Genomic DNA, 25,917 nt, shown 5'->3' with positions numbered 1-25,917 from the left:
GGGTGCGGGTTTCCAGCTGGAACTGTTCCAGCTGGAAACCCGCACCCAGGTGCAGGTGCTGAACAACGGCCTGCTGGCGCTGGAGCACGACCCGACCTCGGCCGCGCAGCTGGAAGCCTGCATGCGCGCGGCGCATTCGCTCAAGGGCGCCGCGCGCATCGTCGATCTGCATCCGGCGGTGCGCATCGCGCATGCGATGGAAGACTGCCTGGTGGCGGCGCAGGAAGGCCGGCTGCGCTTGCAGGCCAGCGATATCGATGCGCTGCTGCTGGGCACGGACCTGCTGCAGCGCGTGGCCACGCCTGGCGTCGAGCTGGGCGCGGAGATCGACCAGCTGGTCGAGCGCCTGAGCAACGCGCCCAACCTGCCGCCGGATGCGCCACCGCCGCCGCCGCGCGAGCCCCGGCCATCCGATTTCCTGCCGCCATTGCACCGGCCGGACGACCCGCCACCCGCGCCGTCCGACCCGGCGCCGTTGCGGCGCTCCAGCGACCAGGCCCTGGCCGAAGGCGAGCGCGTGCTGCGCGTCACCGCCGATACCTTGAACAAGCTGCTGGGCCTGTCCAGCGAGACGCTGGTCGAATCGCACTGGATCGCGCCGTTCAGCGCGTCCATGCTGCGGCTGCGGCGCATGCAGGCGGGCGCCGGGCAGGCGCTGGACGGCGTGCGCGCGGCGCTGGCCGGCCAGACGGTCGACGCGCGGGTGCAGGCGGCGCTGGACGACGCCCAGCGCATCGTCGAGCAGTCCGAGCGCGAGCTGGCCGAACGCACGGCCGAGGTCGACGAGTTCGGCTGGCGCATGGGTCATCTGGCGCAGCGGCTGTACGACACGGCGCTGGCCTGCCGCATGCGGCCCTTCGGCGACGGCCTGGGCGGCATGGCGCGCATGGTGCGCGACCTGGGGCGCTCGCTGGGCAAGCAGGTGCGGCTGGAGGTGGAGGGCGAATCCACCCAGGTCGACCGCGACATCCTGGACAAGCTGGACGCGCCGCTGATGCACCTGCTGCGCAACGCGGTGGACCACGGCATCGAGATGCCGATGGACCGCATCGAGGCCGGCAAGCCGCCGGAAGGCCTGATCCGCCTGTCGGCGCGGCATGCCGCCGGCATGCTGCTGATCGAACTGTCGGACGACGGCGGCGGCATCTCGCTGGACCGGCTGCGGGTCGAGGTGGTGCAGCGCAAGCTGACCAACGCCGAGACGGCCGCGCGCCTGAGCGAACCCGAACTGCTGGAATTCCTGTTCCTGTCCGGCTTCAGCACACGTGGCGAAGTCACCGAGATTTCCGGGCGCGGCGTGGGGCTGGACGTGGTCCAGAACATGGTGCGCCAGCTGCGCGGCGCGGTCCGCGTGCATCAGCACACGGGGCAGGGCACGCGCTTCGTGCTGGAGATGCCGCTGTCGCTATCGGTCGTGCGCAGCCTGCTGGTCGAGGTGCAGAACGAGATCTACGCCTTCCCGCTGGCCTATGTCAGCCACGCGCTGCAGGTGCCGGCGACCGACATCGAGCAGCTCGAAGGGCATCAGCATTTCCGCTTCATGGACCGGCAGGTCGGGCTGGTCTCGGCGCGCCAGATCCTGCGCTCGGGCGAGCCCGCGCCGGCCGCCGAATCGGTCTGCGTGGTGCTGGTGGGCGACCACGAACGGCTGTACGGCATCGCCGTGGACCGCTACGTGGGCGAGCGCACCGTGGTCGTGCAGCCGCTGGATCCGCGCCTGGGCAAGGTGCAGGACGTGATGGCCGGGGCCTTGATGGATGACGGCCGGCCGCTATTGATCCTGGATGTCGAGGATATGCTGCTGTCGGTGCAGAAGCTCATCGAGGGCGGCCGGCTGACCCGGGTGGACGGCGGCGGCCAGGTGGCGCAGGCGCGCCGGCGCAAGCGCGTGCTGGTGGTCGACGATTCGCTGACCGTGCGCGAGCTGGAGCGCAAGCTGCTGGTCAACCGGGGCTTCGAGGTGGCCGTGGCGGTGGACGGCATGGACGGCTGGAACATGCTGCGCACCGATGCCTTCGACCTGGTGGTCACGGACGTGGACATGCCGCGCATGGACGGCATCGAACTGGTGTCCCGTATAAAGGCTGACCCGCGTTTGCAAAGCCTGCCGGTAATGGTAGTGTCCTACAAGGACCGCGAAGAGGATCGCAGGCGGGGTCTGGACGCGGGCGCGGATTATTACCTGGCCAAGGGCAGTTTCCACGACGATGCGCTGCTGGATGCCGTCGAGGACCTCATCGGAAGGGCTCAGACGTGAGAATCGGGATCGTCAACGATTTGCAGATCGCGGTCGAAACCCTGCGGCGGGCGATCGCGCTGGAGCCCGGCCTGGAAGTGGCCTGGGTGGCGTCCAACGGCCAGGAAGCCGTCGAGCAATGTGCCCGCGACCGTCCCGACGTCGTGCTGATGGACCTGATCATGCCCGTCATGGACGGCGTCGAGGCCACCCGCCGCATCATGGCCGAGACGCCCTGCGCCATCGTGGTGGTCACGGTGGACGTGGCGCGCCACACGGCGCGGGTGTTCGACGCCATGGGCTACGGCGCGCTGGACGCGGCCGACACGCCGGTGGTCGGAGGCGCCGACCTGCGCGGCGCGGCGGCGCCGCTGCTGCGCAAGATCCGCAATATCGGCTGGCTGATCGGCCGCTACGGCAGCCGGCCGACGCTGACGCCGGTGGCCCGGCCCAGCGAACAGCCGGATTCCCGTCGCCTGCTGGTGATCGGCGCCTCGGCGGGCGGGCCCGCCACCCTGGCACAGTTGTTACGCGATATTCCGTTGGATTTTCCGGCCGGCATCGTGCTGGTCCAGCATGTGGATGCCTCGTTCGCCGCCGGCATGGCGGACTGGCTCAACGATCAGGTGCCGCTACCCGTCAGGCTGGTGCGCGAGGGCGAAAAGCCGGCCGCCGGACAGGTGTTGCTGGCCGGCACCGACGATCATCTGCACATGCTGGCCGATGGTACCCTGCGTTACACCGAGAAGCCCAAGGAAAGCTTGTACCGGCCCTCCATTGATGTATTTTTCCATAGCGTGGCAGAGCACTGGCGCGGCATGGCGGTGGGGGTGCTGTTGACGGGCATGGGGCAGGACGGCGCCCGGGGGCTGAAGGCGTTGCGCGAGCGCGGCTGCCTGACCATCGCCCAGGACCAGGCCACCAGCGCCGTCTATGGCATGCCGAAGGCGGCCGCGGCCATGCAGGCCGCCGTGGAGATTCGGCCGTTGGACCAAATCGCGCCGCGCCTGATCCAGGCTTTTGCCTGAGCGGCGCGCAAAGCAAGACAAAGTACGTAATTCAAGGAAAGCACCATGCACCCTCCCATAGACAGCCCGATCACGGCCGACCTGAATTCGCATGCCGCCATGGTCCTGCTGGTGGACGACCAGGTCATGGTCGCTGAAGCCATCAGGCGGGCCCTGTCCACGGAAGGCAACATCGACTTCCACTATTGCTCGGACCCGTACAAGGCGCTGACCGTGGCCATCCAGACCCGGCCCACGGTGATCCTGCAGGATCTGGTGCTGCCGGGCGTGGACGGGCTGAGCCTGGTCAAGGAATACCGCAACCATCCGGTGACGCGCGACATCCCCATCATCGTGCTGTCCACCAAGGAAGACCCGGCCATCAAGAGCGCGGCGTTCTCCTCCGGCGCCAATGACTACCTGGTCAAGCTGCCCGATTCCATCGAGCTGGTGGCGCGCATCCGCTACCACTCGCGCTCCTACCTGGCGCTGGTGCAGCGCGACGAAGCCTACCAGGCGCTGCGCCAGAGCCAGCAGCAGCTGCTGGAAAGCAATATGGAACTGCGCCGCCTGACCAATTCCGACGGCCTGACCGGACTGGGCAACCGCCGCTATTTCGACGAATACCTGAACGCCGAATGGCAGCGCGCGCGCCGCGATGGCCGCGAGATCAGCATGTTGATGATCGACGTGGATCACTTCAAGTCCTACAACGACACCTACGGCCACATCGCCGGCGACGAAGCGCTCAAGCGCGTGGCCAACACCATCTTCGCCAGCTGCGACCGCTCGACCGATCTGGCGGCGCGCTTCGGCGGCGAGGAGTTCGCCCTGGTACTGCCCGGCACGCCGGCCGGCAGCGCGCGCCTGGTGGCCGAGAAGCTGCGCCGCGCGGTGGAAGCCATGCAGATCCCGCAGAAGGACTCGGGCGGCGGCCCCTGGCTCACGATCAGCGTGGGCACGGCCACGGCGCTGCCCGCCGAAGACCAGCCTTGCACCGACCTGATCCAGGTGGCCGACCGTGGCCTCTACCAGGCCAAGCGCCAGGGCCGCAACCGCGTGGTGCAGGGCGAGCTGTAGCCAGCCTGCCTACAAGATGAAGCAAAGACTCGTGCTTGGCGAGGCGATCAACATCCTGCGCGCTGCCCAGGAGGATGCGGTGGCCAAGCTCCGCGATCCAAATAGCGCTTGCCCTGGTCCGCCCGCCGGCGGCCGGGGCAAGCGCATGACAAGAACTAGTCCGCGCCGCGCCGCCGGATGACGCTGGCAACCAGCATCAGCGTCAGGCTGGCCGCCACGGCCACCGTCGCCATGGCCATGCCTTCGCCTACCGAACCCTGCTCGAACTGGCGCCACACATAGATCGACACCGTCTGCACGCCGGCCGGCGCCAGCAGCAGCGACGTGACCAGTTCGCGCGAGGCCACCGCGAACACCATCAGCATGGACGCCGCCAGCCCCGGCAGCACCAGCGGCAGCACGATGCGCCGCAAGGCGCGCGCGGCGCTGGCGCCGTGCACGCGCGCCGCCGCTTCCAGGTTGGGGCCGATCTGCGCCAGCGCCGCGCCGACGTAGCGCACGGGGTAGGGCAGCAGCAGGCAGGTATAGGACAGCAGCAGGATGCCCCAGGTGCCATAGGGCGTGGCCGGCCAGAAGGGCTGGTTCCAGGCCAGGATCAGGCCCACGCCCACCACCACGCCGGGCAGCGCCGCCGGCAACAGCGCCAGTCCGTCGATGGCGGCGGCGCCGGGCACGTGGCGGCCGGCCACGCACCAGGCCGCCAGCAGCCCGACCGAGCCGGCCAGCAGCGCGGTGCCGGCGGCCAGCGACAGGCTGGTGGACAGCGCGTCCCAGGCCTCGCCGCGCGCCTGGAACAGCGCGCTGAAATTGGCCAGCGTCAGATTGGCGATCGACAGCCCGCCGGACAGGTTGCGCGTCAGCGCCGCCGCCAGCATGGACGCCAGCGGCGCGGCCACCGCCGCCAGCGCGACCAGCGCGAACAGCAGCAGCACGGGCAGGCGCCAGGCGCCCAGCTCGGCCTGCGCCAGCGGCGCGGGCTTGCCGGTGGTGGTCTCGAAGCCGCGGCCGGCGAGCAGCGCGCGCTGCACCGCGAAGGCGGTCAGCGCCAGCGCCACCAGCACCAGCGACAGCAGCGCCGCGCCGGGCACGTCGATGGGCCAGTCGGCCAGGCGGCGCTCGATGGCGGTGGTCAGCACGTTGACGCCGGACTGCGCGCCCAGCGCCGCCGGCACGCCGTATTCCTCGATGGTCAGCGTGAAGGCCAGCAGCAGGCTGGCGCCGATGGCCGGCAGCGACAGCGGCAGCGTGACGCGGAAGAAGGCGCGCCACGGCCCCGCGCCAAAGACCCGCGCCGCCTCGGTCAGCCGAGAGCCCGAGGCCGCCATGCTGCGTGACACGGCGAAGTACACCACCGGAAAGATCGCCAGTCCCATCACCAGCGCCACGCCGGCGGACGAGAACAGCAGCGGCCCGAGGTGCCAGCCCGCCAGCTGTTGCAGGAAACCGCGCGGCTGTAGAGCCATGGTCCAGGACAGGGCCGCGATATAGGGCGGCAGCAGGAAGGGGATGAGAAACAGCAGATCCCACAGCCGCGCCAGCGGCAGGCGGAACAGGCCGCGCAACGCGCCCAGCGGGATGCCGATGGCGGCGCTGACCGCCGCCACGGACAGGCCCAGCTTCAGCGTGCCGCCGACCAGCGCAAGCGTGCCGGGCTGCGACAGCACCGCGCCCCAGGCGCCGAAGGGATCGCCCAGCGAGCCTTCGGCCAGTCGCGGAAACACGGCCTGCAGGACGACAAAGGCCACGGGCAGCGCGACGAGCACGCCCAGGGCGGCCACGGTGGCGGCCGCCAGGATGAATACGCTCTTCATGATGGTAGCGGGACACCGGACCCGGAGGGCAGTGTCCCGGCAGCTCAGTGTTGGCTAAAGATGCGGGCGAAGCGGGCGAGGACTTCGGCGCGCGATGCGCTGGACGTGCCCTGGGCCTCGGGCAGCAGCGCCAGGTCCTTGAACAGCGGGCGCTTGGCCGCCACGTCCTGGCGCGCCGGCATCAGCCAGGCGTCGGCCACGGCGCGCTGGCCTTCCTCGGACAGCACATAGTCGACGAACTTGCGCGCCTCGTCGGGTTGGCGCGCGGTCTTGAGGATCATCATGGGGCGCGGCGCGATGGCGGTGCCGCCGGCCGGGAAGATCACCTTCACCGACTCGCCCTTTTCGACGCTGGCGTAGGACACATAGTCCACCGCGCCGAACACGGCGGCCTTGGCGCCCTGCAGCACCGGCGTCAGCGCCTGGGCGTTGGGGCCGGAAATGGTCATGCCGTTGTCGCGCAGCGTCTCGAACAGCTTCCACGCCGCCTCGCCCTGGGCGTTCTGCAGGCCCAGCAGCAGGTCCAGCGAGGCGCCGGACAGCGCCGGGTCGGGCATGGTCACCGCCTGCTTGAAGCCGGGGCCGGTCAGGTCGGCCCAGTCGCGCGGCTCGGGCGTGCCGCTCTTGGTGTTCCAGACGATGCCCAGCGCCGAGATGCCCTGGGCCACATAGGACGGCGCCTTGAAGCGCGCCGGCACCTGGGCCGCGTTGGGGCTTTCGTAGGGCAGCAGCCAGCCGCGCTGGTCCAGGTCCTGGGCGGTGTCCCACGAGGCCGAGATCAGCACGTCGGCGCGCGGGTTGGCGGCCTCGGCTTCGAGCCGCGCCATGACCTTGCCGGTGGTGGCCTGGAACACGTCGACCTTGATGCCGGTTTTTTCCTGGAAGCCGGCGGCCAGTTGCTTGATCAGGCCGCCGGGGCCGGCGGTGTATACGGTGAGCGCCTTGGCCGGTACTGCGGCCAATCCGAGCGTGAAGGTCATGAAGAGCGATGCGAGAAGTTTTGGGGAATTCAAGAGATTCATTCTAATCGTCCGTAGTAGTGGGGCGCGATTCGCAGCGCTTGCAACGGGCGCTACGCTGCGGGGCCACGCGGATCCGGCTCTGCCGGTCCGCAGTGGCGCCCCCTGGAGGGGGAAGCGCGCAGCGCTTCGGGGGTGGACACTATTTGGCCGTGCTTCATGCGCGCGATCACGTGCGCCAGCGCATGGGCTTCCTGGTGGTCGTGGGTTACATAGACGGCGGTGGCGCCCAGGCGGCGCAGCAGCGCGCCGATCTCGGCGCAGAGCGTTTCGCGCAGGTCGCGGTCCAGGTTGGACAGCGGCTCGTCGAACAGCAGCAGGCGCGGGCGGGCGACGATGGCGCGGGCCAGCGCGACGCGCTGCTGCTGGCCGCCGGACAGCTGGGACGGGCGGCGCCCGGCCAGCGCTTCCAGCCCGACCAGCGCCAGCGCCTCGGCCACCCGCCCGGGCCGCTCGCGCCGTGGCACGCCGCGCATTTCCAGCGGAAAGCCGACGTTCTGCGCCACGCTCATGTGCGGCCACAAGGCGTAGTCCTGGAACACCATGCCCAGGCCGCGCGCTTCGGGCGGATCGTGGCGGCGGCCGTCGAACGCGGTCTGGCCGCCGATGCTGATGCTGCCGGACTGCGGGCGCAGCAGCCCGGCCAGGGCCTTGAGCAGCGTGCTCTTGCCGCAGCCCGACGGACCCAGCAGGGCCAGCACCGTGCCGGCCGGCACGTCCAGGTCCACGCCGTCGAGCACGGTGTGGCCGTTATAGGCGTGGCGCAGGCCGCGCACGGCGATGGCCGCGCCGCCCGACTCAGGGGCGGGCGCGTTCAAAACCGGTGCCGCAGGCCGAGGTTCAGGCCGAACTGGTTCTTACCCGGCTCGACGTTAGCGCCGTACTTGCCGCCCAGCAGGCTGAGCGCGGCCTTGTCGTCGTTGATCACGTAGGCGGCCACCGCGTACAGCGTGGTGCGCTTGGACAGGTCATGCTCGCTGCCCAGCACGAACATGGTGGACTTCTGGCCGGAGCCGGCGGCCTGCGCGGCCGGGCAGACGGCGTTGTTCATGTCGTCGCAGACCGCGTCGTCCAGGTGATAGGCGGCGAAGGACAGGCGCGTGTCCTGGCGCGGCAGGTAGGTCGCGCCCAGCCAGGTCATGTTGTTCTTGTAGTTGCGTCGCGCCAGCTTCTGTTCGAGCCAGCGATAGCCGGCGTAGAGCTGCAGGCCGTCGAAGTCATAGGACAGCGCGGCGATCACGCGGTCTTCGCGGTTGCCGCTGTCGGCGCCGGTCTTGGGCTTGTCGGCGTTCTTGCCGTGATACAGCAGCCCGGCGTCCAGGCCGCCCGACTTGTAGCGCAGGCCGCCGCCGACCATGCGGCCCAGGCTGCGGTCGCTGAAGGACTGGTCGTTGTTCCAGCCGAAGCTGTAGTACGCGCCCACCGAGACCGGGCCGAACTTGCCCACGTACATCGCGGTGTTGTCGCTGCGGTCGGAGAAGGCGGGGTCGGGGCGCTTGATCGAGAAGTTGGCGTTGTCGAACGGGTTGTACTTGCTCATCCATTCGATCATCAGCGTGTTGTGGCGGCCCAGCGTGAAGCGGCCCCATTCCTTGCTGGACAGGCCCACATAGGCCTGGCGGCCGAACAGGCGGTCGCCCTGCATGGTCTGGCCGTTGCTGGAGTCGAAGCCGTTTTCCAGCGTGAAGATGGCGGACAGGCCGTCGCCCAGGTCCTCGGAGCCGCGCAGGCCCCAGCGCGAACCGCTCAGGTTGCCCGTGCTCATGCCCGTCTTGCTATGGCCGCCCGGACCATTGCTGACGTATTGCAGGCCCGTGTCGATCAGGCCATACAGGGTGACGTTGGAGGAGGCTGCCCGGACGGGCGTGGCGGCGAGCGCCAGAGCGGACAGGCAGGCGCCAGCCGCCGCGATGCGGAGAGTCGATTTCATGAAAGGAGTCCTCTTTGGGATTCAATCGGAATCGACACTCTAGGCGGCGCTGGCTACATCCAGATGACATTGCCCTTCAAAGATGCAGCCGGGTCGAGGACTTGACCTCGTGCATGGACAACATGCTGAGCAGTTCCTTCACGCCGGGCAGCGTGCGCAGCCGATTGCGCAGGAATTCGGAATAGGCGTCGAAGTCGCGCGCCATGATGTGCAGCAGGTAGTCGTGCTGGCCGGTGGTGTTGTGGCAGGCCAGGACCTCGGGCATGGCGAGCACGCTGGCCTCGAAGGCCTGGCAGGTCTTTTCCGTGTGGTTCTCCAGCGAGATGCTGACGAAGGCCACCACGCCCATGCCCAGCGCGCGGCGGTCCAGCACGGCCTGATAGCCGCGGATCACGCCGGACGATTCCAGGCGCTTGAGCCGCTTCCAGCAAGGCGAGGCCGACAGCGACACGCGCTCGGCCAGCTCGGCGTTGGACAGGCGCCCATCTTCTTGAAGGATTTTCATGATTTTCCAATCGATCGCGTCAAGTTGATGTAACAAGGCAGTGTCTTTCATTGAAATCGCCGTAAAGGAAAGAGTCTTTCCCATTATCCATTCATGGCAATTCAAATGGAAAGAATATTACGGGCGCGCGCGCCCATACTTCAGTGCACCCCGAGCCCGCCGGCGCTATCGTTTTCCGAGCACTACACGCCCGCCCGGCAGGCCGGTCCCATCCGATACTGAGGCACAGCATGAGCTATTCGAACTACCACAAGAAAGACATCTTCGGTCGTCCCCTGCACGCCGAGACGCAGATGATGTCCTACGGTTTCGACCCCTTCCTGTCCGAAGGCGCGGTCAAGCCGCCGGTGTTCCTGACGTCCACCTTCGCGTTCCGCTCGGCCGAGGACGGCGCCGAATTCTTTGATCTGGTGTCGGGCCGCAAGCCCCTGCCGCAAGGCGAGTCGGCCGGCCTGGTGTACAGCCGCTTCAACCATCCCAACCTGGAAATCGTCGAGGACCGCCTGTCGCTGCTGGACGGCTCCGAGGCGGCCGCCGTGACCTCCAGCGGCATGTCGGCGATCAGCGCCGTGTTCCTGGCCTTCCTGCGGCCCGGCGACCAGCTGGTGCAGTCGGTGCCGCTGTATGGCGGCACCGAGACGCTGATCTCCAAGATCTTCCCTGAGTGGGGCGTCGCCTCGCATCCGGTGCGCGACTGCCTGTCGGCGGCCAGCATGCGTGAGGCGCTGGAAGCGGCCGCTGCCAAGGGGCCGGTGAAGCTGTTCTTCGTCGAGACGCCGGCCAATCCCACCAACTCGCTGGTCGACTTCGCCGCCATGAAGGCCGAGCTGGACGCCTTCGAATCGCGCCACGGCTATCGTCCGATCTCGGTGTGCGACAACACGCTGCTCGGCCCCATCTTCCAGAAGCCGGCCGAGCACGGCGTGGACCTGTGCGTGTATTCGCTGACCAAGTACGTCGGCGGCCACAGCGATCTGGTGGCCGGCGGCGTCACCGGCGGCAAGGAGCTGATCAAGAAGGTGCGCGCCATCCGCAGCGCCTTTGGCTCGCAGCTGGATCCGCATTCCTGCTGGATGATCACGCGCTCGATGGAAACCGTGGTGCTGCGCATGAAGCAGGCCGCCCGCAGCGCCGGCAAGGTGGCGCAGTGGCTGGCCGGCAATCCGCACGAGCCGGTGCGCATCTACCATCCCGAGCAGATCGCCGACGCCGCCTATCAGGACGTGTACAAGCGCCAATGCAGCGGCGCGGGCTCGACCTTCGCCTTCGTGCTGGACGGCGGCCGCGCCAAGGCCTTCCGCTTCATCAACGCGCTGCGCCTGTTCAAGTCGGCGGTGAGCCTGGGCGGCACCGAATCGCTGGTCTGCCATCCGGCCTCGACCACGCACTCGGGCGTGCCGGCGGCCGAGCGCGACGCGGCCGGCGTGTCCGAAGGGCTGATCCGCGTCTCCATCGGCCTGGAGCACGAGGAAGACCTGATCGCCGACATGGATCAGGCGTTCCGCAGCCTGGCCTGAGGCGGCGGGCGAGGGCAGCGGCGCGCGGGCGCGCGCGCCGCGCCCTAAGCGTTTTCCCCAGCGCCGCTTGGCCGCGCGCGCTGGTACATTTGTACCGTCACGGTACAAATGTGTAGAAGGCAGGATGCAGATCCAGGAACTGATGGCCTTGATCGAGGCCCAAGTCCCCGCGCTGGGCGTCGAGTTGCAGCGCGCCGCCGCCTGGGTGGCGCGCAACCCGCGCGACGTGGGCCTGCTGTCGATGCGCCAGCAGGCCGCGCAGGCGGGCGTGTCGCCCAACAGCATGGCGCGTCTGGCGCAGGCGCTGGGCTATGACGGCTACGGCCCGTTCCGGCAGGTGTTCCAGGACGCGCTGGGGCATGGCGCGCCGGCCTACAAGGAACGCGTGCGCCGGCTGCAAGGCGAAACCGCCAGCCAGTTCGATGACGCGCTGCTGCGCACGCACCTGGACAATGCGCGCTCGCCCACGGTGGCCAATGCGCCCAAGGACATCGCGCGGGCCGTGCAGCGCATGCGCGCGGCGCGGCGTCTCTATTTCCTGGGCACGCGGTCCTGCTTCGCCATCAGCTATCACTTCGCCTACGCGTACAGCATGATCGCCGGCAACGGCGTGCTGGTGCACGGACTGGGCGGCACCTATCCCGACCAGCTCGACGCCGCCGGGCCGGAGGACCTGCTGGTCTGCGTCACGCAGAATCCCTATGGACGTCAGACGCTGGAAGCGGCGCGGGATTGCCGCCAGGCCGGCGTGCCGGTGCTGGCGCTGACCGACAGCCCGCTGGCGCCGATCCAGGCCCACGCCACGCAGGCGCTGCTGTTCGATGCCGGCACGCCGTCCTATTTCCATTCGATGGTGGGATCGCTGGCGCTGGTCGAGCGGCTGCTGGCCAAGCTGGCCGCCGCTGGCGGCGAGGCCGCGCAACAGCGCATCGACGCCTTCGAGCGGCGGCTGGACGCGTCCAGCGCCTATTTCGGCGGCCCTTCGCCGACCCCGCGCCGAGGCGCCAGGAAAACATGACCGGATTCCGCGTCGCCGGCCGCGCCTGAGGCCGGCGCATCCTCACCACGTTCCGAGGCTTATCGTGTCCCGACAGCAGATTCCCACCCAGGCGCCCGCGCCGTCGCTTTCCCGTCGCCGCTTCAATCTTTGCATGGCGCTGGCGGCCGCCGGCCTGGCCGGACCCGCCGCGTCGCGGGCGCAGGACGCGGCCAGGCGGCCGCCGATCCGCCTGGTCGTGCCCTTCGCCGCGGGCGGCACGACCGACGTGCTGGCCCGCCTGCTGGCCGAGGAATTGCGCGCGGTCCTGGGACAGTCGGTGCTGGTCGAGAACAAGGGCGGGGCGGGCGGCAACATCGGCGCGGCCGAAGTGGCGCGCGCGGCCGGCGACGGCGCGACGCTCATGATGGCCACGCCCGGCCCGCTGGCGGTGAACCAGTATCTCTATCCCAAGCCGGGCTACAACGCCGAAAAGGATTTCGCCGCCATCAACAACGTGGCCTTCGTGGCCAACGTGCTGATGGCCAGCTCCCATAGCGGCATCCGCTCATTGCGGGAACTGATCGCCCGCGCCCAGGCCGAGCCGGGCCGCATCACCTACGGCAGCGCGGGCGTGGGCAGCACCAGCCATCTGGCGGGCGAACTGCTCAAGGCCGCCGCCGGCATCGACCTGACCCATGTGCCGTACAAGGGCGTGGCTCCGGCCATGAACGACCTGCTGGGCGGGCAGATCGACCTGATGTTCGACAATCTGCCGACCGCGCTGGCGCATATCCAGTCGGGCAAGGTGACGGCGCTGGGCGTCAGTTCGCCGGCGCCCGCCACGGCGCTGCCGGACGTGCCGGCCATCGCCTCGCGCTTGCCGGGCTATGAGATCGAATCCTGGTTCGGCATCGTCGGCCCGGCGTCCCTGCCGGCGCGGGAAGTCGCGCGATTGGCGGACGCCATCGGCCAGGCCTTGCAACGTCCGGCGCTGCGCCAGCGCATCGAGGCGCTGGGCGCGCGCGTGGACGGCGCGGGCAGCCAGGCCTACGCTGCCTTCATCGCGTCCGAGCAGCGCAAGTTCAAGCAGCTCATCGCCAGCGCCAATATCCGGATGGAATGAACATGACGCGACGCAAGCGGCTGGCGGTGGCGCGGTTCTGGTACGAGGGCAACGCCTTCTGCCTGCAGCCGGCCGGCCGCGAGGATTTCGAGCGCCGCGAATGGCTGCGCGGCCAGGCGGGCCTGGACGCCGCGCGCGGCAAGGCCACCGAGCTGGCGGCCGTCGCGGATTTCCAGGACAGCCGCGCGGACTGGGAGGTCCGCGCCTCGCGCTGCGCCTCGGCCCAGCCGGCCGGCCCCGTGCCGCAGCCGTTCTTCCAGGCATACGTGGACGCGGTGCTGGACGATCTGCGCGGCCAGCACTGGGACGCCATCTACCTGAGCCTGCACGGCGCCTGCATCACCGACGCGGACGGCAGCCCGGAATTGAGCCTGCTGCGCGCCATACGCGCCGAGCATCCACGCGTCCCGATCGGCGCCAGCTTCGACCTGCACGCCAATATCCCGCCGGCCTTGCCGCCGCTGCTGTCGTGCAGCGCCAGCTACCGGACCTATCCGCACATCGACATGCGCGAGACGGCCGCGCGCTGCCTGGAGCAGCTGATCGCCATCGCCGAGGGCGCGAGCCGTCCCGTCGCCGCGTTCCGCAATGGCGGCGCGTGGCTGCAAAGCGCCAACATGCGCACCGACGCCGGGCCCATGGCGGATCTGCAGGCGCTGGCGCGCGCCGGCACGGTCGGGCCAGTGCGGGACATCGCGCTGCATGGCGGCTTTCCCTATGCCAATTCACCGCACAGCGGCGCGTCGGTATGGGTCTGGGCGGACACCGGCGAGGCGGCGGCGCGGGCGCTGGACGAGATCTACGCGGCCTATGAGGCGCGCTTCGCCGACTTCGAGCCCGAGCTCATCGCGCCGGCCGACGGCATCCGCCAGGCCCTGCGGACGCCGGGCCTGGTCGCGGTGACGGACCCGGCGGACAACCCGCTGTCCGGCGGCATCGGCGATACGCCCGCGCTGCTGGCGGCCTTGCTGGACGCCGGCCTGGAAGCACCCAGCGTCTATGCCAGCCTGGCCGATCCGGGCGTGGTCGAACGCGCCCGCGCGGCGGGCGAGGGCGCCACGCTGGACCTGCGCCTGGGCGGGCGGCGCACGCCGCTGTATGGCGAGCCGGTGGCGCTGCGCGCGCGCGTGCTGCGCTACACCGACGGCGTCTTCGTCAACAGCGGCCCGATGGAAACGGGACTGGCCGTGCACTGCGGGCCGACCGTGGTGCTGGCCGTGGGCGAGGCGCAGCTCATCGTCACCACGCACGTCGCGCCGTGCAACGACCCGGCCTTTTTCGATCTGCATGGCATCGACCTGGCGCGCACCCGCCTGCTGTGCGTGAAAGCCAAGAACCATTTCCGCGCCGCCTTCGCCGGCCGGTGCCGGCGTATCGTGGATATCGACGCGCCGGGTCCGGCGATGCTGGACTTGCGGGCGCTCAGGCGGATGGCAGGCGCGGCGCGCGCAGGCTAAGGCGAGCTGGCCCGAGCCGGCCGCGCCTGCCCCGTGACGGCCTGCCTTCTTTGGCCGCGTCGGCGGTTCAGCCATATCACGAGAACCGCCGCGCCCAGCAGCATCGCCGTGCAGCTGGCCAGCACGACGGCATAGCCCGCGTCGAACGCGGTGCGCGCCAGCTGCGCCAGGGCGCCGCCCAGTTCGGCCGGCAGGCCCTCGGCCACGAACAGCGCCTCGTCCAGACTGTCGCGCGCCGGCGAGGCGGCGACGCCGGCCGGCATGGCCAGCGACTGTGCGTACACGCCGGACAGGATGGAGCCCATCAACGTCACGCCCAGCGCGCCGCCCAGCTCGTATGACACTTCCTCGACCGAGGCGGCCATGCCGGCGCGCTCGACGGGCGCGCTCTGCATGATGGTGCCGGACGCGGCGGTCATGGCGGCGCCGATGCCGACGCCGAGCACGCACAGGCTGGCCATCTGCGGGATCAGCGTGGCGTCGTAGCTGAGCAGGTAGCCGCCCATGCCGGCGCCCGAGACCAGCAGCGACGAAATCAGCATCCGGCGGCTGCCCACGCGCGGCAGCATCCAGCCGGCCAGCGGGCCGGCCACGAAGGCGGCCAGCGACAGCGGCAGGATGTACAGCGCGGCCTGCATCGGCGACATGCCCTGTACCAGCTGCAGGCGCTGGCTGAAGACCAGTTCCATGCCCAGCAGCGCGGCGGCGGCGAACAGCGCCGTGGCCACGGCCGAGCTGAAGACGGGGTTGCGGAACAGCGTGAAGTCGATCAACGGATAGGGCCGCGCGCGCTGGCGGCGGACGAACACCGCCAGCATCGCCACGCCCGCCGCGCAGGCCAGGCCGGCATGCAGCCAGGACGGCGAGGCCATGCCCAGCTGCTTGAGCGCATAGGCGCACAGGATCAGGCCGGCCATGATCTGCAGCGATCCCACCAGGTCCCAGGGCCGGCTGCGGTCGGGCCGGCTGGCAGGCACCAGCCGCCAGGCCAGCGGCAGCGCCAGCAGCACGATGGGCAGGTTGATGAGGAACACCGAGCCCCACCAGAAATGCTCCAGCAGCACGCCGCCCAGGACGGGGCCGAACGCCGCGCCGCCGGACGCCACCGAGGCCCAGACGCCGATGGCGATGGCGCGCTCGCGCTCGTCGGTGAAGGTGAGTCGCAGGATGGACAGCGTGGCGGGCATCATCATCGCCGCGCCCACCGCCAACAGCGTGCGCGCCGCGATCAGCCAGCCGGCGGAGGGCGAGTAGGCGGCGGCCAGCGAGGCCAGGCCGAAGACCGCCAGGCCGGCCATGAACAGGCGCTTGTGGCCGAGCCGGTCGCCCAGCGTGCCCATGCCCGGCAACAGGCCGGACACGACCAGGGCATAGATGTTGACGATCCACAGCTTGGCCGAGGCCGACACGCCCAGGTCATGGGTGAGCCGCGGCAATGCCGTGTACAGCACCGTCATGTCGATCACGATCAGCAGCAATGCGCTGGAGACGATGGCCAGCACCAGCCAGCGGCCGGGTGCGGCCACGGCGGCGTTGGTCGGGGTGCGCTGCATGGTCCTGCTCCTTGTATCTACTTGGCGGAACCTGGGATCGCCAGCGGCGGACGCCACCGGGAAGGCCGCGAGGGCCGGGTTCCGGGTTCGGATTATCGATCTTCCATTCAATTGAAAAAAGTTAGAATCCATCTGTTAAGTGGATGGATGAGACGAATCATGAACTGGACGTTGGAACAGCTCAGGCATTTCGCCGCCGCGGCGGCCCAAGGTTCGTTCTCGGCGGCCGCGCGCCAGCTGGGCAAGGCGCAATCCGCCGTCAGCACGGCGGTGGGCCTGCTGGAGGCCGACCTGGGCGTGGAGCTGTTCGATCGTTCGCGCCGCAATGCCACGCTGACGCCGGCCGGCGAAGTGCTGCTGCAGGAAGCGTTGGAGTTGCTGCGGCAGGCCGATGGTTTGCAGCAACGCGCGCTGTCCTTCGCCTCGGGCCAGGAGGCGCGCCTGTCGGTGGCGCTGGACGAGGCGCTGCCTTCGCTGGTGCTGGCCGATCTGGCCAAGGAAATCGCCGAACGCTTCCCGGCGCTGGAACTGACCCAGCTCAACGGCACGGCGACCGAGGTCGCCGACTACGTGGCGGCCGGCCGCGCCAGCCTGGGCTGCCATCTCGACCGGGGCGATCCGGGCCCCGCTTTCGCCGAGCGGTATCTGGGCCGCGTGGCCCAGGGCGTGTTCGTGTCGCACGCGCATCCGCTGGCCGGGCTGGCGCAGGCCACGCGCGCCGACCTGGCCCGGCATCGGCAGCTGGTGATGAAGATGGAGGGCGTGGACGAGCGGGTGCTGAGCCCGATGGCCTGGCGCGCCGACAGCTTCTACAGCATCGCGAGCATGGCCGTGGATGGCCTGGGCTGGGCCATCCTGCCGCTGAACATCGCCGAGTACGAGGTCTACCGCGACCAGCTCGCGAGCGTGCCCTGCGCCGGCCTTACCTTGCCGCCGCTGTCGGTGCGGGCGCTATGGCTGCAGGGCGCCGAGCCCGGCGCTGCCGCCGGCTGGATCCTGGGACGCATGGAACAGCTGCTGCGCGCGGGCGACCCAGGCGTGGCGCGGCGTCGCGTCGATTCAGCGCAATCCCTGGAGGATTGACGGAATCCATCGCCTGGAGGGTGAATTTAGAGGGAAATCGTCGGGCCGCGCGAATTAAATTATCACGCTCCGAACTCTACGCTGCGAGACTTTCCCATGCATTGGCGCACCCGGCTCGTCCAACCCCAGACCCTGGCCCGTGGCGGTTTCGCCTCGCTGGCCGTGCCCACCCATCGCGGTTCCACCGTGCTGTTCGAGCGGCAGGCCGACGTGGCCGACGACTGGCGCCATCGCGACAAGGGCTACACCTATGGCCTGTACGGCACGCCCACCGCGCTGGAGCTGGGCGCGCGCGTGGGTCAACTTGAAGGCGCGCTGCACACCTTCGTGGTGCCCGGCGGGCAGGCCGCCATCGCGCTGGTCTACCTGGCCTTGTGCGGCGCGGGCTCGCACGCGCTGGTGCCGCACAGCGCCTACGGTCCCAACAAGGAAATGGCCGCCGGCATGCTCAAGCGCCTGGGCATCGAGGTCGAGGCCTACGATCCGCTCATCGGCGCCGGCATCGCCGCGCTCATTCGTCCGAACACCGCGCTGGTCTGGACCGAAAGCCCCGGCTCGGTGACGATGGAAGTGCAGGACGTGCCGGCCATCTGCGAGGCGGCGCACGCGCGCGGCGTACCGGTGGCGCTGGACAACACCTATGCCGCCGGCGTGCTGTTCGACGCCTTCGCGCATGGCGTGGACATCAGCATCCAGGCCCTGACCAAGTACGTGGGCGGCCATAGCGACCTGCTGCTGGGCTCGGTGTCGGTGCGCGAGGCGGCGTACAAGGATCGCGTCGGCGACACCTTCAAGCAACTGGGGCTGGCGGTCTCGCCGGACGATTGCAGCCTGGCGTTGCGCGGCCTGCAGACGCTGGGCCTGAGGCTGGAGCGGCTGGAGGCCTCGGCGCTGGAGATCGCCCGCTGGCTCGCTGGCCAGCCCGGCATCGCCACGGTGCTGCATCCGGCGCTGCCATCCTGCCCCGGGCACGAGACCTGGAAGCGCGATTTCAGCGGCTCGGCCAGCGTGTTCTCGGTGTTGTTCGACGATCGCCACAGCGCGCGCCAGATCGAGGCCTTCGTGGACGCGCTGCGGCTGTTCAAGATCGGCATGAGCTGGGGCGGGGTGACCAGCCTGGCGCTGGTCTATCCCGCGCTGGAACGGCCCGGTCGCGACTACGCGGGCCGGCTGGTGCGCCTGAACGTGGGATTGGAAGAGTGCGCGGACCTGAAGGCCGATCTGGCGCAGGCGCTGACGGCGATGGAGCAGGCGCGCTGAATGATGAGCCATGATCCGATGGACGGCGGCCCGTTGCCGCCGCAAGCCGCCGCGCCCGTGCTGGCCGCGCTGTACCGCTATCCGGTCAAGGGTTTCAGCGGCCAGTCGCTGGCCGAGGCGGCCTTGCAGCCCGGCCGGGGCATCGCGCTGGACCGTTGCCTGGGCATCGCCAACGGCCATGCCGTGATCCCGGGCGAGGGCTGGGCGCCATGCCAGGGCTTCGTGCGCATGACCCGCAACGAAGGATTGCCGGCCTATCGCCTGAGCCTGGAAGAGCAGGGCGACGGCGCGCGCCTGACGTTGGCGTCGCCGGGAGGCGAGCACGCCGTCATCGACATGGCCGCGCCCGCGACCTGGGACGCCGCCAACCGGACCATTGCCTCCTGGTTCCCGCGCGGCGCACTCGACGTCCCGCGCTTCGCGCGTCGCCAGGGCGGCCTGGGCTGGTGGGACTTCGACGACGCGCCGCTGTCACTCATCAACCAGGAGACCGTGCGCGCGCTGTCGCGCAAGGCCGGCACGGAGCTGGACCCGCTGCGCTTTCGCGGCAACCTGTACCTGGATGGCCTGCCGGCCTGGCGCGAATTCGCCTGGGTCGGACGGCGCGTGCGCATCGGCGCCGAGGTCGAGCTTGAGATCCTGCGGCCCATCGAGCGCTGCAAGGCGACCTCGATCGATCCGGCCACCGCGCGCGCCGACCTGAACCTGCCCGCGCTGCTGGCGGGCGGCGAGGGTCATATCTATTGCGGCGTCTATGCGCGCGTATTGCGCGCGGGCCGGGTGCATGCCGGCGACGCCATCACGCTGGCGGAGGCGACTGGCCCGGCGCTGGCCGCGCCGCCGCCCGATGCCGCGCATCCGCTGGCGCCGCCGCCGGCGCAGTGGCCGCGCTATGCGCAGGTGGTCGGGCGCGTGCGCGAAAGCGCCGAGGTGGACAGCTTCTGGCTGCGCGACCCGCTGGCGCGCCTGCGCCCGGCGCCCTTGGCGGGCCAGCATCTGCGCGTCGGCCTGCCGGCGCCGGACGCGCGGCCGTACTGGCGTTCCTACACCATCTCGGCGGTCGAGGACGGGCTGCTGCGCCTGAGCATCAAGAACGAGAGGGAGCGCGACGCCGTGTCGCGCCAGCTCCATGCCGGACTGCGGGAAGGCGCGCAGCTGCTGATTTCCGGACCCCACGGCGGCTTCCATCTGGGACCGCCCGACATGCGTCCGTTGGTGCTGGCGACCGCCGGCATCGGCATCACGCCGGCCGTGGCCATGCTGCGGGCGCTGGCGGCGAGGGAGGATCGGGGCCGGCCGGTCCGAGTCCTGCACGTGGCGCGCGACGCGCAATCGCTGGCGCTGTGGAACGAGGTTCGCGAACTGGTCGACGCGCTGCCCGACGCGCGCGCGCGACTGTTCCTGAGTCGGGGGGATGGCGCTCGGCCCGCGTTGCGGGCCGAGGCAGGCAGGCCGGGCGCCGACGCATTCGCGGGCTTGTCCGCCGATGCGCAGGTCTATGTCTGCGGGCCGACCGGCTTCATGGCCGATGTGCGCCGTTGGGCACAGGACGCGGGCGTATCGCCGGACGCCGTCCATGGTGAGGTGTTCGCCTCGCCTTCGGCGACGCAGCAGGCGCGCCGGCCCGCGCCGGTGGAAGGACCCTTGTCGGTCTGTTTCGACGGCACGGACGTGCGGGCCACGTGGCGCCGGCAGGATGGCACGTTGCTGGAGCTAGCCGAGGCGCAGGGCCTGAACCCGCCGGCGAACTGCCGCGCCGGCGTGTGCGGCGCCTGCCGCCAGACCCTGCGCGCCGGGCAGGTGGCCCATCTGCTGGACCCGCCGTTTCCGCTGGGCCCGCGCGAGGTGCTGACCTGTTGCGCGGTGCCGGTCTCGGATGTGGCGATCGGTCCCTAGGACTGCTTGCGATACACCAGCACCGGCGTGGTCGAGTGCGTCAGCACCTTCTGGGTCTGGCTGCCCAGCACCACGGCGGCCATGCCGCGACGGCCGTGCGAGGCCATGGCGATCAGGTCGCAGCCGCGCTTGGCGGAGGCGTCGATGATGGCCTGGTACGGGTCTTCGTGCGAAACCCGCAAGGTCTCGCAGGACAGGCCCAGCTCGCGCGCCTGGGCGGCGGCCTCGTTCAGCAACCGTTCGGCCTGGGAGCGGACCTGGTCCTGGTAGTCGTTCAGGCTGGCGGCCAGCTGGGCCGAGCCCATCGAGAACACATGGAAGGGTTCTTCGACCGTCAGGATCGTGACGGCGGCGCCGAAGGTCTTGGCCAGTTGCAGGCTGCGGACCAGCGCCTCATTGGACAGGGCCGAACCGTCTGTGGGGATCAGGATGTGTTTGTACATATGGCGTCTCCCGGCATGCGTGTGGTTGTTGCGGGCGCGCGGCGCTGGCCGCCCGCGCGGGGCGCCTGACGCGGCATCCGGCGGACGCCGGCTGCATGTAACACTGTATCGGCTTGCCGGCGCCGCGCCTTGCGCTGGATCAAGCGGACGAGGGGACGGCGCGTCAGCGCAACAGCGCGGTGACCAGGTCGGCGTTGCCTTGCGCGCCGGCCTTGAAGTCCAGGGCGTCCAGCACATGCCTCAGGTGTTCGTCCATCAAGGCGCTGGCGGCGTCGGCGTCGCCCTTGCGCGCAGCCTTGATGAAGGCATGGTGCTCGCGCGAGGAACAGCCGGCGTCGTGCGTGCTCTGGTACAGCGCGGTGATCACGGCGCTGCGCGCCAGCAGCTCGCGCAGCATATCGGTGAGCACCTTGTTGCCGACGATCTCGGCCAGCAGCAGGTGGAAGTCGCCCAGCAGGCGGTTGCGCGCCTGCGCGTCGCCGCCTTCCAGCGCCTGGCGCTCCTGGGCCAGGTGGGCCTCGATGCGGCGGAAGTCGGCCGGGCGGGCGCGGGCCGTGAACTCGCGCGCCAGCGCGGTTTCCAGGATGCGGCGCACGGCGAACACCTCGCGCGCCTCGTCGGCGCTGGGCTTGCTGACGAAGGCGCCCTTGTCCGGCACGATATCGATCAGCTTGTCCTTGGACAGCATCAGCAGCGCGGCGCGGATCTTGGTGCGGCTGACCTGGTAGGCCCGGCCCAGCGCTTCCTCGCGCAGGCGGGTGCCAGGCGGCAGACGGTGCGCGACGATGGCGGCGGACACGTCCTTGGCGATATCGTCGGCGCTGGGGTCCGGGCTGGGGGCTGGGCTTGCGTCCTGGGTCATGGGCGGCGGCACGCGGGCCGGCGGGGGCGGGCTTGGGGCCGCCAGTCTATCAAACTCCGCGCTCCTGGCCCGCATCCGCATGCCCCGCGCGCCCGGGTTCAGGCGCCGCCGCCGGGCCGGTGGCGGGCGGCCGGATGCGAGGCCGGCAGCCGCGCGGCGCCCGCGCCGAACAGCTTCTCGCGCAGCGTGCCGGGCGCGTAGTCTTCCTTGTAGATGCCGCGCGATTGCAGCTCGGGCACCACCAGGTCGACGAAGTCGCGCAGGCTTTCATGCGCGACCAGGCGGGTGAGGTTGAAGCCGTCGATGTCGGTCTCGCGCATCCAGCCCGCCAGCGCGTCGGCCACGGTCTGCGGGCTGCCCACGATGGGCGGAAGCCGGTAGCCGTTCTGCATCTGCGCCAGCAGCTTGCGCACGGTCCAGGTCTGCGCGCTGCGCGTGGTGATCGAGTCCAGCAGGGTCTGGATGCCCTGCGTGGCCTGCGCCTGGATCGGCTCGTCCAGGCCGTAGCGCGAGAAATCGATATGGACCTGGCTGCCGTAGTGCGCCAGCGCCGCCATGGGATTGGCGTAGCGCGCGTATTCGGCGTGCTTTTCCCAGGCCTGGGCGTCGGTTTCGCCGACGATGACGCTGGCCATGGCGTAGACCTGGATGTCCTCGCGCCGGCGGCCGGCGTCCTGGGCCTGCTTGCGCAGCGCGGCGACGATGTCGCGCACCGCCGGCTGCGCGCCGGTCAGGAACACGCATTCGGCATGCGCGGCGGCGAAGCGCTGGCCCCGGCTGGAGGCGCCGGCCTGGTACAGCACCGGCGTGCGCTGCGGCGAGGGCTCGGACAGGTGCGCGCCCTCATAGCGGGAGTACGGACCCGCGTGCCGCTGCACGCGGATCCCGGCGGGGTCGGCGAAGATGCGCCGTTCGCGGTCCACGCGCACCGCGTCGTCGTCCCAACTGCCTTCCCACAGCTTGTAGACGGCCTCCATGAAGTCGTCGGCGATGGCGTAGCGGTCGTCGTGCGCGGCCAGTTCCTGGCCCAGGGCGCGCGCGGCGCTGGCCTGGTGGCCGGTGACGATGTTCCAGCCGATGCGTCCGCGCGTCAGATGGTCCAGCGTGGACATGCTGCGCGCGAACACATAGGGATAGGCGTGGCTCAGATTGGCGGTGACGCCGAAGCCCAGGTGGCGGGTGACGTGCGCCATCGCCGACACCAGCAGCAGCGGATCGTTCATCGGCGCCTGCACCGCCTCGCGCAATGTGATGCCGGGATCGCTTTCCAGCCCGTCCACCATGCCCAGCGTGTCGGCCAGGAACAGGCCGTCGAACTTGCCGCGCTCCAGGATGCCGGCCAGCTCGACCCAGTAGTCCAGGTCGCGGTAGTTGCGCGACTGGTCGCGCGGATGCGCCCAGTAGCCGTGGGCGATGTGCCCCACGGTGTTCATGTCGAAGGCATTGAGCCTGATCTGCTTGCCCATGTCTCAGCCCGCCTGTTCCAGCCAGGGGAAGGCGATCAGGTCGTGGTACAGGCGGCGCAGCGTGGCGCGCACTTCCTCCGAGCCCTGATAGATGGCGATGAACTTCAGCAGGCGCGGGTCCTGGGCGTTGTCCGGCCGCGTGACCCAGCGGATGGCGTACAGCGAGCTGTCCTTTTCGGCGTAGAGCGCTGATTCCGGCTTGACGCCGGCCACCGCGACGAAGCCCGGGTAGATGACGGCCGCGTCCACATCGTCCAGCGCGCGCGCAACGATGCTGCCTTCCAGTTCGCGAAAGCGCAGCTTGCGCGGATTGGCCGTGACGTCGCGCAGCGTGGCCTTGGTGCCCACGTCCGGCTTGAGCGTGATGAGGCCGGCTTCCTGCAGGATCAGCAGGGCGTGGCCGGTGTTGACGGGATCATTGGGGTAGGCGACGGCGGCGCCGTCGGGCAGCTCGGCCAGCGCGCGGTGCTTCTTGGAATAGATTGCCATCCGCGACGTGTAGCCCAGAGCGATGGGCACCAGCTTGTAGCCCTTGGCGGCGATCATGCTTTCCAGGTAGGGCAGGTGCTGGTAGTAGTTCGCGTCCAGCGAGCCGTCGTTCACGCCCTCGTTCTGGCTGATGTAATCGGAGAACTCCACCAGCTTGACGTCCAGCCCCTGGGCCCGCGCCTCGCGCACCGCGATTTCCATCGCCACATTGCCCAGGCCCACCGACACGCCCAGCGTCAGCGGTTTCTCGGCGCGCGCCGCGCCGCCGCCCAACAGGGCGACGGCGGCCAATGCCGCCATGCCCGCCCGAATCATTCCTTTCATGCCTGCCACGTTGCTGCTCCATCACTGCGGTTGCCGCGCCGCGCCAGGCGGCGCGGCGGCGGAAAAGGCGTGCATTGTGGTACGGCGCGGACGGGCCGAACAAACAAGGAATTCTCATTTGCTTAAGCCGGGAATCCGGAACTAATCAGGGCAGGGCGCGGGCGCTTCAGTCCTTGGCCATCAGGCCCAGCGCCTCGATCAGGCCTTTCTCCCTGGCGTAGGTCGCGCGCGCCCATTCGCGGTAGTCCTGGCTGTCGCGATAGGCGGGCTGCTGGTTCAGCTGCTGCATCACGTCCAGGCTGGCCGGGTCGTACAGCGCGCGCTTGAAGGCATCGTGCAGGGTTCGCACCACGGCCGGGTCCATGCCCTTCGGACCGGCCAGCCCATAGGGCGAGGTCGACACGACCTTGTAGCCCAGCTCCTGGGCCGTGGGCACGTCGGGCCAGCGCGTGGTGCGCTGCTCGCCGAAAGTGACCAGCAGGCGCATCTTGCCGGCGTCGACGAACTGGTCCCAGCCGGTGGCGTCGCTCTGCGCCATCACGTGTCCGCCCAAGAGCGCCTGCTGCATGTCGGCATTGCCCTTGAACGGCACGTGGTTGAGCTGGACGCCGGCGTTGCGCGCCACTTCCTCCATCAGCAGGTGCGGCGACGAGCCGGCGCCCGTCGAGCCGTAGTCGATGCTGCCGGGCGCCCTGCGAGCGGCCTCGATGTAGTCGTTGAAGGTCTTGTACGGCGAATCGGCGCGCACGGTGAAGCCGAAGGTATAGCCCGACAGGCCGATGATGAAGGTGAAATCGTTGATCGGATCCCAGTTGGTCTTGTGCATGTAGGGCATGCGCAGCATGGCCAGGGTGTACAGCGAAATGGTGTAGCCGTCCGGCTTGGCGGTCTTGGCCATGTTGGCCGGCCCCAGCGTGCCGCCGGCGCCCGGCCGGTTTTCCACGATGACGGGCTGGCCCAGGTACTTGGACGCGTCCTGCGCCACGATGCGCAGATGGCGGTCGGTGGAGCCGCCGGCCGGAAAGGGCACGATCAGCGTGATTGGCTTTGCGGGAAAGGCGCTTTGCGCGGCGGCCGGCAGGGCGGCGGCGAGCGCGTACAGGGCGGCGCCGAGCAGGGCGCGGCGCAGGGGCTGCATGGACATGGCGGGGTCTCCTTGGGGGATGTGCGGGCGCGGCCCTGGGGCCGCGTCCTGGCGGGTTGCGCGTCTGCGCGCGCTAGTCTTTTTCCGTGTTCATTCAAGCAGCGGCACGGACCCGGGCAGGCGCGCCAGCGTCTCGCGCAGCCGTGCCCGCAAGGCTGGGGGCGCGTCCGGCAGGGCCTGCACCGCGACCTGCGGCTGCGCGTCGGCCAGCACGCGCAGGCAGGGGCTGTCCTCGGGCAGGCCGTTCTCGCGCAGCGCCTGCGCCACCAGCGCCTGGACCGACACGGCGACGGCCAGGCGGCGCAGGTCGGGCTTGTAGATCTTGCCCACGTTGGTCATGGGCATCTGTTCCAGCACGATGACGCGGCGCGGCCGCGCCGGGCCTTCGTCGACCGTGGCGGCGGCATGGGCCAGCAGTTCGGCCTCGGTGATCCGGGCGTCCTCGACCAGCGTGACGAAGGCGACCGGCAGCTCACCGGCATACGCGTCCGGCGCGCCTACCGCGGCGCACAGGCGCACGGCCGGATGCGAGGCCAGGCCGTCCTCGATGGTCTTGGGATCGATGTTGTGGCCGCCCCGGATGATCAGGTCCTTGGCGCGGCCTTGCAGATGCAGCCGACCCTGTTCGTCCAGCCGGCCGATGTCGCCGCTGATGAGCCAGCCGTCCTCGGTGAAGGCTTGTGCCGTGTCAGCCGGATCGACGAATCCCGGGATCACGTTGGGCGCCTTGAAC

21 protein-coding genes and 1 pseudogene are annotated in these 25,917 nt (G+C 70.1%); 10 read left to right on the top strand and 12 right to left on the bottom strand.

Going from position 1 to position 25,917, the window contains the following annotated elements; genetic code table 11:
* Nucleotides 1-16 precede the first annotated feature (16 nt).
* The 3 genes from KDH83_RS16035 to KDH83_RS16025 are packed head-to-tail and all read left to right on the top strand — an operon-like array spanning nt 17 to nt 4,323.
* Nucleotides 17-2,257 (top strand): hybrid sensor histidine kinase/response regulator, encoded by a 2,241-nt coding sequence (locus KDH83_RS16035; protein ID WP_249205153.1) that lies wholly within the window; start codon nt 17-19, stop codon nt 2,255-2,257.
* On the top strand, nt 2,254-3,264 hold the full coding sequence (locus KDH83_RS16030) for a chemotaxis response regulator protein-glutamate methylesterase (protein ID WP_212317669.1): 1,011 nt from the start codon (nt 2,254-2,256) through the stop codon (nt 3,262-3,264). Before KDH83_RS16035 ends, KDH83_RS16030 begins: the two co-directional genes overlap by 4 nt.
* Nucleotides 3,265-3,309: 45 nt before the next feature.
* On the top strand, nt 3,310-4,323 hold the full coding sequence (locus KDH83_RS16025) for a PleD family two-component system response regulator (protein ID WP_212317666.1): 1,014 nt from the start codon (nt 3,310-3,312) through the stop codon (nt 4,321-4,323).
* Between the two features lie 155 nt (nt 4,324-4,478).
* On the opposite strand, the gene KDH83_RS16020 is transcribed toward KDH83_RS16025, so the two are convergent.
* The 5 genes from KDH83_RS16020 to KDH83_RS16000 all read right to left on the bottom strand — a co-directional run bounded on the left by KDH83_RS16020 (nt 4,479) and on the right by KDH83_RS16000 (nt 9,639).
* Entirely contained in the window at nt 4,479-6,134 is a 1,656-nt protein-coding gene (locus KDH83_RS16020) for an iron ABC transporter permease (RefSeq protein ID WP_212317664.1), read from the bottom strand.
* Nucleotides 6,135-6,178: 44 nt separating this feature from the next.
* Complete coding sequence (locus tag KDH83_RS16015) at nt 6,179-7,114, bottom strand: ABC transporter substrate-binding protein (protein WP_212317662.1); 936 nt, start codon at nt 7,112-7,114, stop codon at nt 6,179-6,181.
* A gap of 92 nt (nt 7,115-7,206) precedes the next feature.
* Nucleotides 7,207-7,971, bottom strand: a complete 765-nt coding sequence (locus KDH83_RS16010; RefSeq protein WP_249205150.1) for an ABC transporter ATP-binding protein — start codon at nt 7,969-7,971, stop codon at nt 7,207-7,209.
* A complete protein-coding gene (locus KDH83_RS16005) occupies nt 7,968-9,083 on the bottom strand; it encodes a porin (RefSeq protein ID WP_212317660.1) in 1,116 nt (371 codons plus the stop codon). Before KDH83_RS16005 ends, KDH83_RS16010 begins: the two co-directional genes overlap by 4 nt.
* 76 nt (nt 9,084-9,159) lie before the next feature.
* Nucleotides 9,160-9,639, bottom strand: a complete 480-nt coding sequence (locus KDH83_RS16000) for an Lrp/AsnC family transcriptional regulator (protein WP_212317658.1) — start codon at nt 9,637-9,639, stop codon at nt 9,160-9,162.
* 179 nt (nt 9,640-9,818) lie between these two features.
* Here KDH83_RS16000 and KDH83_RS15995 point away from each other — a divergent pair, with 179 nt between their 5' ends.
* From KDH83_RS15995 to KDH83_RS15980, 4 genes are all read left to right on the top strand, one after another.
* A complete protein-coding gene (locus tag KDH83_RS15995; RefSeq protein ID WP_212317656.1) occupies nt 9,819-11,105 on the top strand; it encodes a cystathionine gamma-synthase family protein in 1,287 nt (428 codons plus the stop codon).
* A 124-nt stretch (nt 11,106-11,229) separates the two neighbouring features.
* A complete protein-coding gene (locus KDH83_RS15990) occupies nt 11,230-12,123 on the top strand; it encodes a MurR/RpiR family transcriptional regulator (protein ID WP_212317654.1) in 894 nt (297 codons plus the stop codon).
* A gap of 64 nt (nt 12,124-12,187) precedes the next feature.
* The gene (locus tag KDH83_RS15985; protein WP_349291636.1) at nt 12,188-13,207 is read left to right on the top strand and encodes a tripartite tricarboxylate transporter substrate binding protein; all 1,020 of its coding nucleotides are present in this window, start codon (nt 12,188-12,190) and stop codon (nt 13,205-13,207) included.
* 2 nt (nt 13,208-13,209) lie between these two features.
* Nucleotides 13,210-14,664: a M81 family metallopeptidase gene (locus KDH83_RS15980; protein ID WP_212317652.1), complete on the top strand. Its 1,455-nt coding sequence runs from the start codon at nt 13,210-13,212 to the stop codon at nt 14,662-14,664.
* On the opposite strand, the gene KDH83_RS15975 is transcribed toward KDH83_RS15980, so the two are convergent.
* Nucleotides 14,661-16,217, bottom strand: coding sequence for an MFS transporter (locus tag KDH83_RS15975; RefSeq protein ID WP_249205148.1), 1,557 nt, complete (start codon nt 16,215-16,217; stop codon nt 14,661-14,663). The genes KDH83_RS15980 and KDH83_RS15975 overlap by 4 nt on opposite strands.
* Nucleotides 16,218-16,376: 159 nt before the next feature.
* On the opposite strand from KDH83_RS15975, the gene KDH83_RS15970 reads away from it, so the two are divergent.
* The 3 genes from KDH83_RS15970 to KDH83_RS15960 all read left to right on the top strand — a co-directional run bounded on the left by KDH83_RS15970 (nt 16,377) and on the right by KDH83_RS15960 (nt 20,456).
* Nucleotides 16,377-17,300, top strand: coding sequence for a LysR family transcriptional regulator (locus KDH83_RS15970; protein WP_212317650.1), 924 nt, complete (start codon nt 16,377-16,379; stop codon nt 17,298-17,300).
* 96 nt (nt 17,301-17,396) lie between these two features.
* On the top strand, nt 17,397-18,560 hold the full coding sequence (locus KDH83_RS15965; RefSeq protein WP_212317648.1) for a cystathionine beta-lyase: 1,164 nt from the start codon (nt 17,397-17,399) through the stop codon (nt 18,558-18,560).
* On the top strand, nt 18,561-20,456 hold the full coding sequence (locus KDH83_RS15960) for an MOSC domain-containing protein (RefSeq protein ID WP_212317646.1): 1,896 nt from the start codon (nt 18,561-18,563) through the stop codon (nt 20,454-20,456).
* Here the strand turns inward: KDH83_RS15960 and KDH83_RS15955 are convergent.
* The 6 genes and pseudogenes from KDH83_RS15955 to KDH83_RS32575 all read right to left on the bottom strand — a co-directional run.
* Complete coding sequence (locus KDH83_RS15955; RefSeq protein ID WP_212317644.1) at nt 20,453-20,899, bottom strand: universal stress protein; 447 nt, start codon at nt 20,897-20,899, stop codon at nt 20,453-20,455. The genes KDH83_RS15960 and KDH83_RS15955 overlap by 4 nt on opposite strands.
* A 163-nt stretch (nt 20,900-21,062) precedes the next feature.
* Complete coding sequence (locus KDH83_RS15950) at nt 21,063-21,761, bottom strand: GntR family transcriptional regulator (RefSeq protein WP_212317642.1); 699 nt, start codon at nt 21,759-21,761, stop codon at nt 21,063-21,065.
* A 98-nt stretch (nt 21,762-21,859) separates the two neighbouring features.
* Complete coding sequence (locus KDH83_RS15945) at nt 21,860-23,227, bottom strand: LLM class flavin-dependent oxidoreductase (protein WP_212317640.1); 1,368 nt, start codon at nt 23,225-23,227, stop codon at nt 21,860-21,862.
* 3 nt (nt 23,228-23,230) lie between these two features.
* Nucleotides 23,231-24,040 (bottom strand): MetQ/NlpA family ABC transporter substrate-binding protein, encoded by an 810-nt coding sequence (locus tag KDH83_RS15940; protein ID WP_212317638.1) that lies wholly within the window; start codon nt 24,038-24,040, stop codon nt 23,231-23,233.
* Between the two features lie 166 nt (nt 24,041-24,206).
* On the bottom strand, nt 24,207-25,184 hold the full coding sequence (locus tag KDH83_RS15935; protein ID WP_212317636.1) for a tripartite tricarboxylate transporter substrate binding protein: 978 nt from the start codon (nt 25,182-25,184) through the stop codon (nt 24,207-24,209).
* Nucleotides 25,185-25,274: 90 nt separating this feature from the next.
* A pseudogene (locus tag KDH83_RS32575) lies at nt 25,275-25,917 on the bottom strand (AMP-binding protein); the annotation flags it as partial.

It is taken from the genome of Achromobacter sp. Marseille-Q0513 (assembly GCF_018195695.1).
Lineage (GTDB): Bacteria > Pseudomonadota > Gammaproteobacteria > Burkholderiales > Burkholderiaceae_B > Achromobacter.
This window is presented reverse-complemented; position numbering and strand designations above follow the sequence as displayed.

What these genes read in the sequence shown, in the direction of transcription:
- KDH83_RS16025 (WP_212317666.1), top strand. Translation starts at nt 3,310, where the DNA reads ATGCACCCTCCCATAGACAGCCCGATCACGGCCGACCTGAATTCGCAT.
- KDH83_RS16020 (WP_212317664.1), bottom strand. Translation starts at nt 6,134, where the DNA reads ATGAAGAGCGTATTCATCCTGGCGGCCGCCACCGTGGCCGCCCTGGGC.
- KDH83_RS16015 (WP_212317662.1), bottom strand. Translation starts at nt 7,114, where the DNA reads ATGACCTTCACGCTCGGATTGGCCGCAGTACCGGCCAAGGCGCTCACC.
- KDH83_RS16005 (WP_212317660.1), bottom strand. Translation starts at nt 9,083, where the DNA reads ATGAAATCGACTCTCCGCATCGCGGCGGCTGGCGCCTGCCTGTCCGCT.
- KDH83_RS16000 (WP_212317658.1), bottom strand. Translation starts at nt 9,639, where the DNA reads ATGAAAGACACTGCCTTGTTACATCAACTTGACGCGATCGATTGGAAA.
- KDH83_RS15995 (WP_212317656.1), top strand. Translation starts at nt 9,819, where the DNA reads ATGAGCTATTCGAACTACCACAAGAAAGACATCTTCGGTCGTCCCCTG.
- KDH83_RS15990 (WP_212317654.1), top strand. Translation starts at nt 11,230, where the DNA reads ATGCAGATCCAGGAACTGATGGCCTTGATCGAGGCCCAAGTCCCCGCG.
- KDH83_RS15980 (WP_212317652.1), top strand. Translation starts at nt 13,210, where the DNA reads ATGACGCGACGCAAGCGGCTGGCGGTGGCGCGGTTCTGGTACGAGGGC.
- KDH83_RS15975 (WP_249205148.1), bottom strand. Translation starts at nt 16,217, where the DNA reads ATGCAGCGCACCCCGACCAACGCCGCCGTGGCCGCACCCGGCCGCTGG.
- KDH83_RS15970 (WP_212317650.1), top strand. Translation starts at nt 16,377, where the DNA reads ATGAACTGGACGTTGGAACAGCTCAGGCATTTCGCCGCCGCGGCGGCC.
- KDH83_RS15965 (WP_212317648.1), top strand. Translation starts at nt 17,397, where the DNA reads ATGCATTGGCGCACCCGGCTCGTCCAACCCCAGACCCTGGCCCGTGGC.
- KDH83_RS15960 (WP_212317646.1), top strand. Translation starts at nt 18,561, where the DNA reads ATGATGAGCCATGATCCGATGGACGGCGGCCCGTTGCCGCCGCAAGCC.
- KDH83_RS15955 (WP_212317644.1), bottom strand. Translation starts at nt 20,899, where the DNA reads ATGTACAAACACATCCTGATCCCCACAGACGGTTCGGCCCTGTCCAAT.
- KDH83_RS15950 (WP_212317642.1), bottom strand. Translation starts at nt 21,761, where the DNA reads ATGACCCAGGACGCAAGCCCAGCCCCCAGCCCGGACCCCAGCGCCGAC.
- KDH83_RS15945 (WP_212317640.1), bottom strand. Translation starts at nt 23,227, where the DNA reads ATGGGCAAGCAGATCAGGCTCAATGCCTTCGACATGAACACCGTGGGG.
- KDH83_RS15940 (WP_212317638.1), bottom strand. Translation starts at nt 24,040, where the DNA reads ATGAAAGGAATGATTCGGGCGGGCATGGCGGCATTGGCCGCCGTCGCC.
- KDH83_RS15935 (WP_212317636.1), bottom strand. Translation starts at nt 25,184, where the DNA reads ATGTCCATGCAGCCCCTGCGCCGCGCCCTGCTCGGCGCCGCCCTGTAC.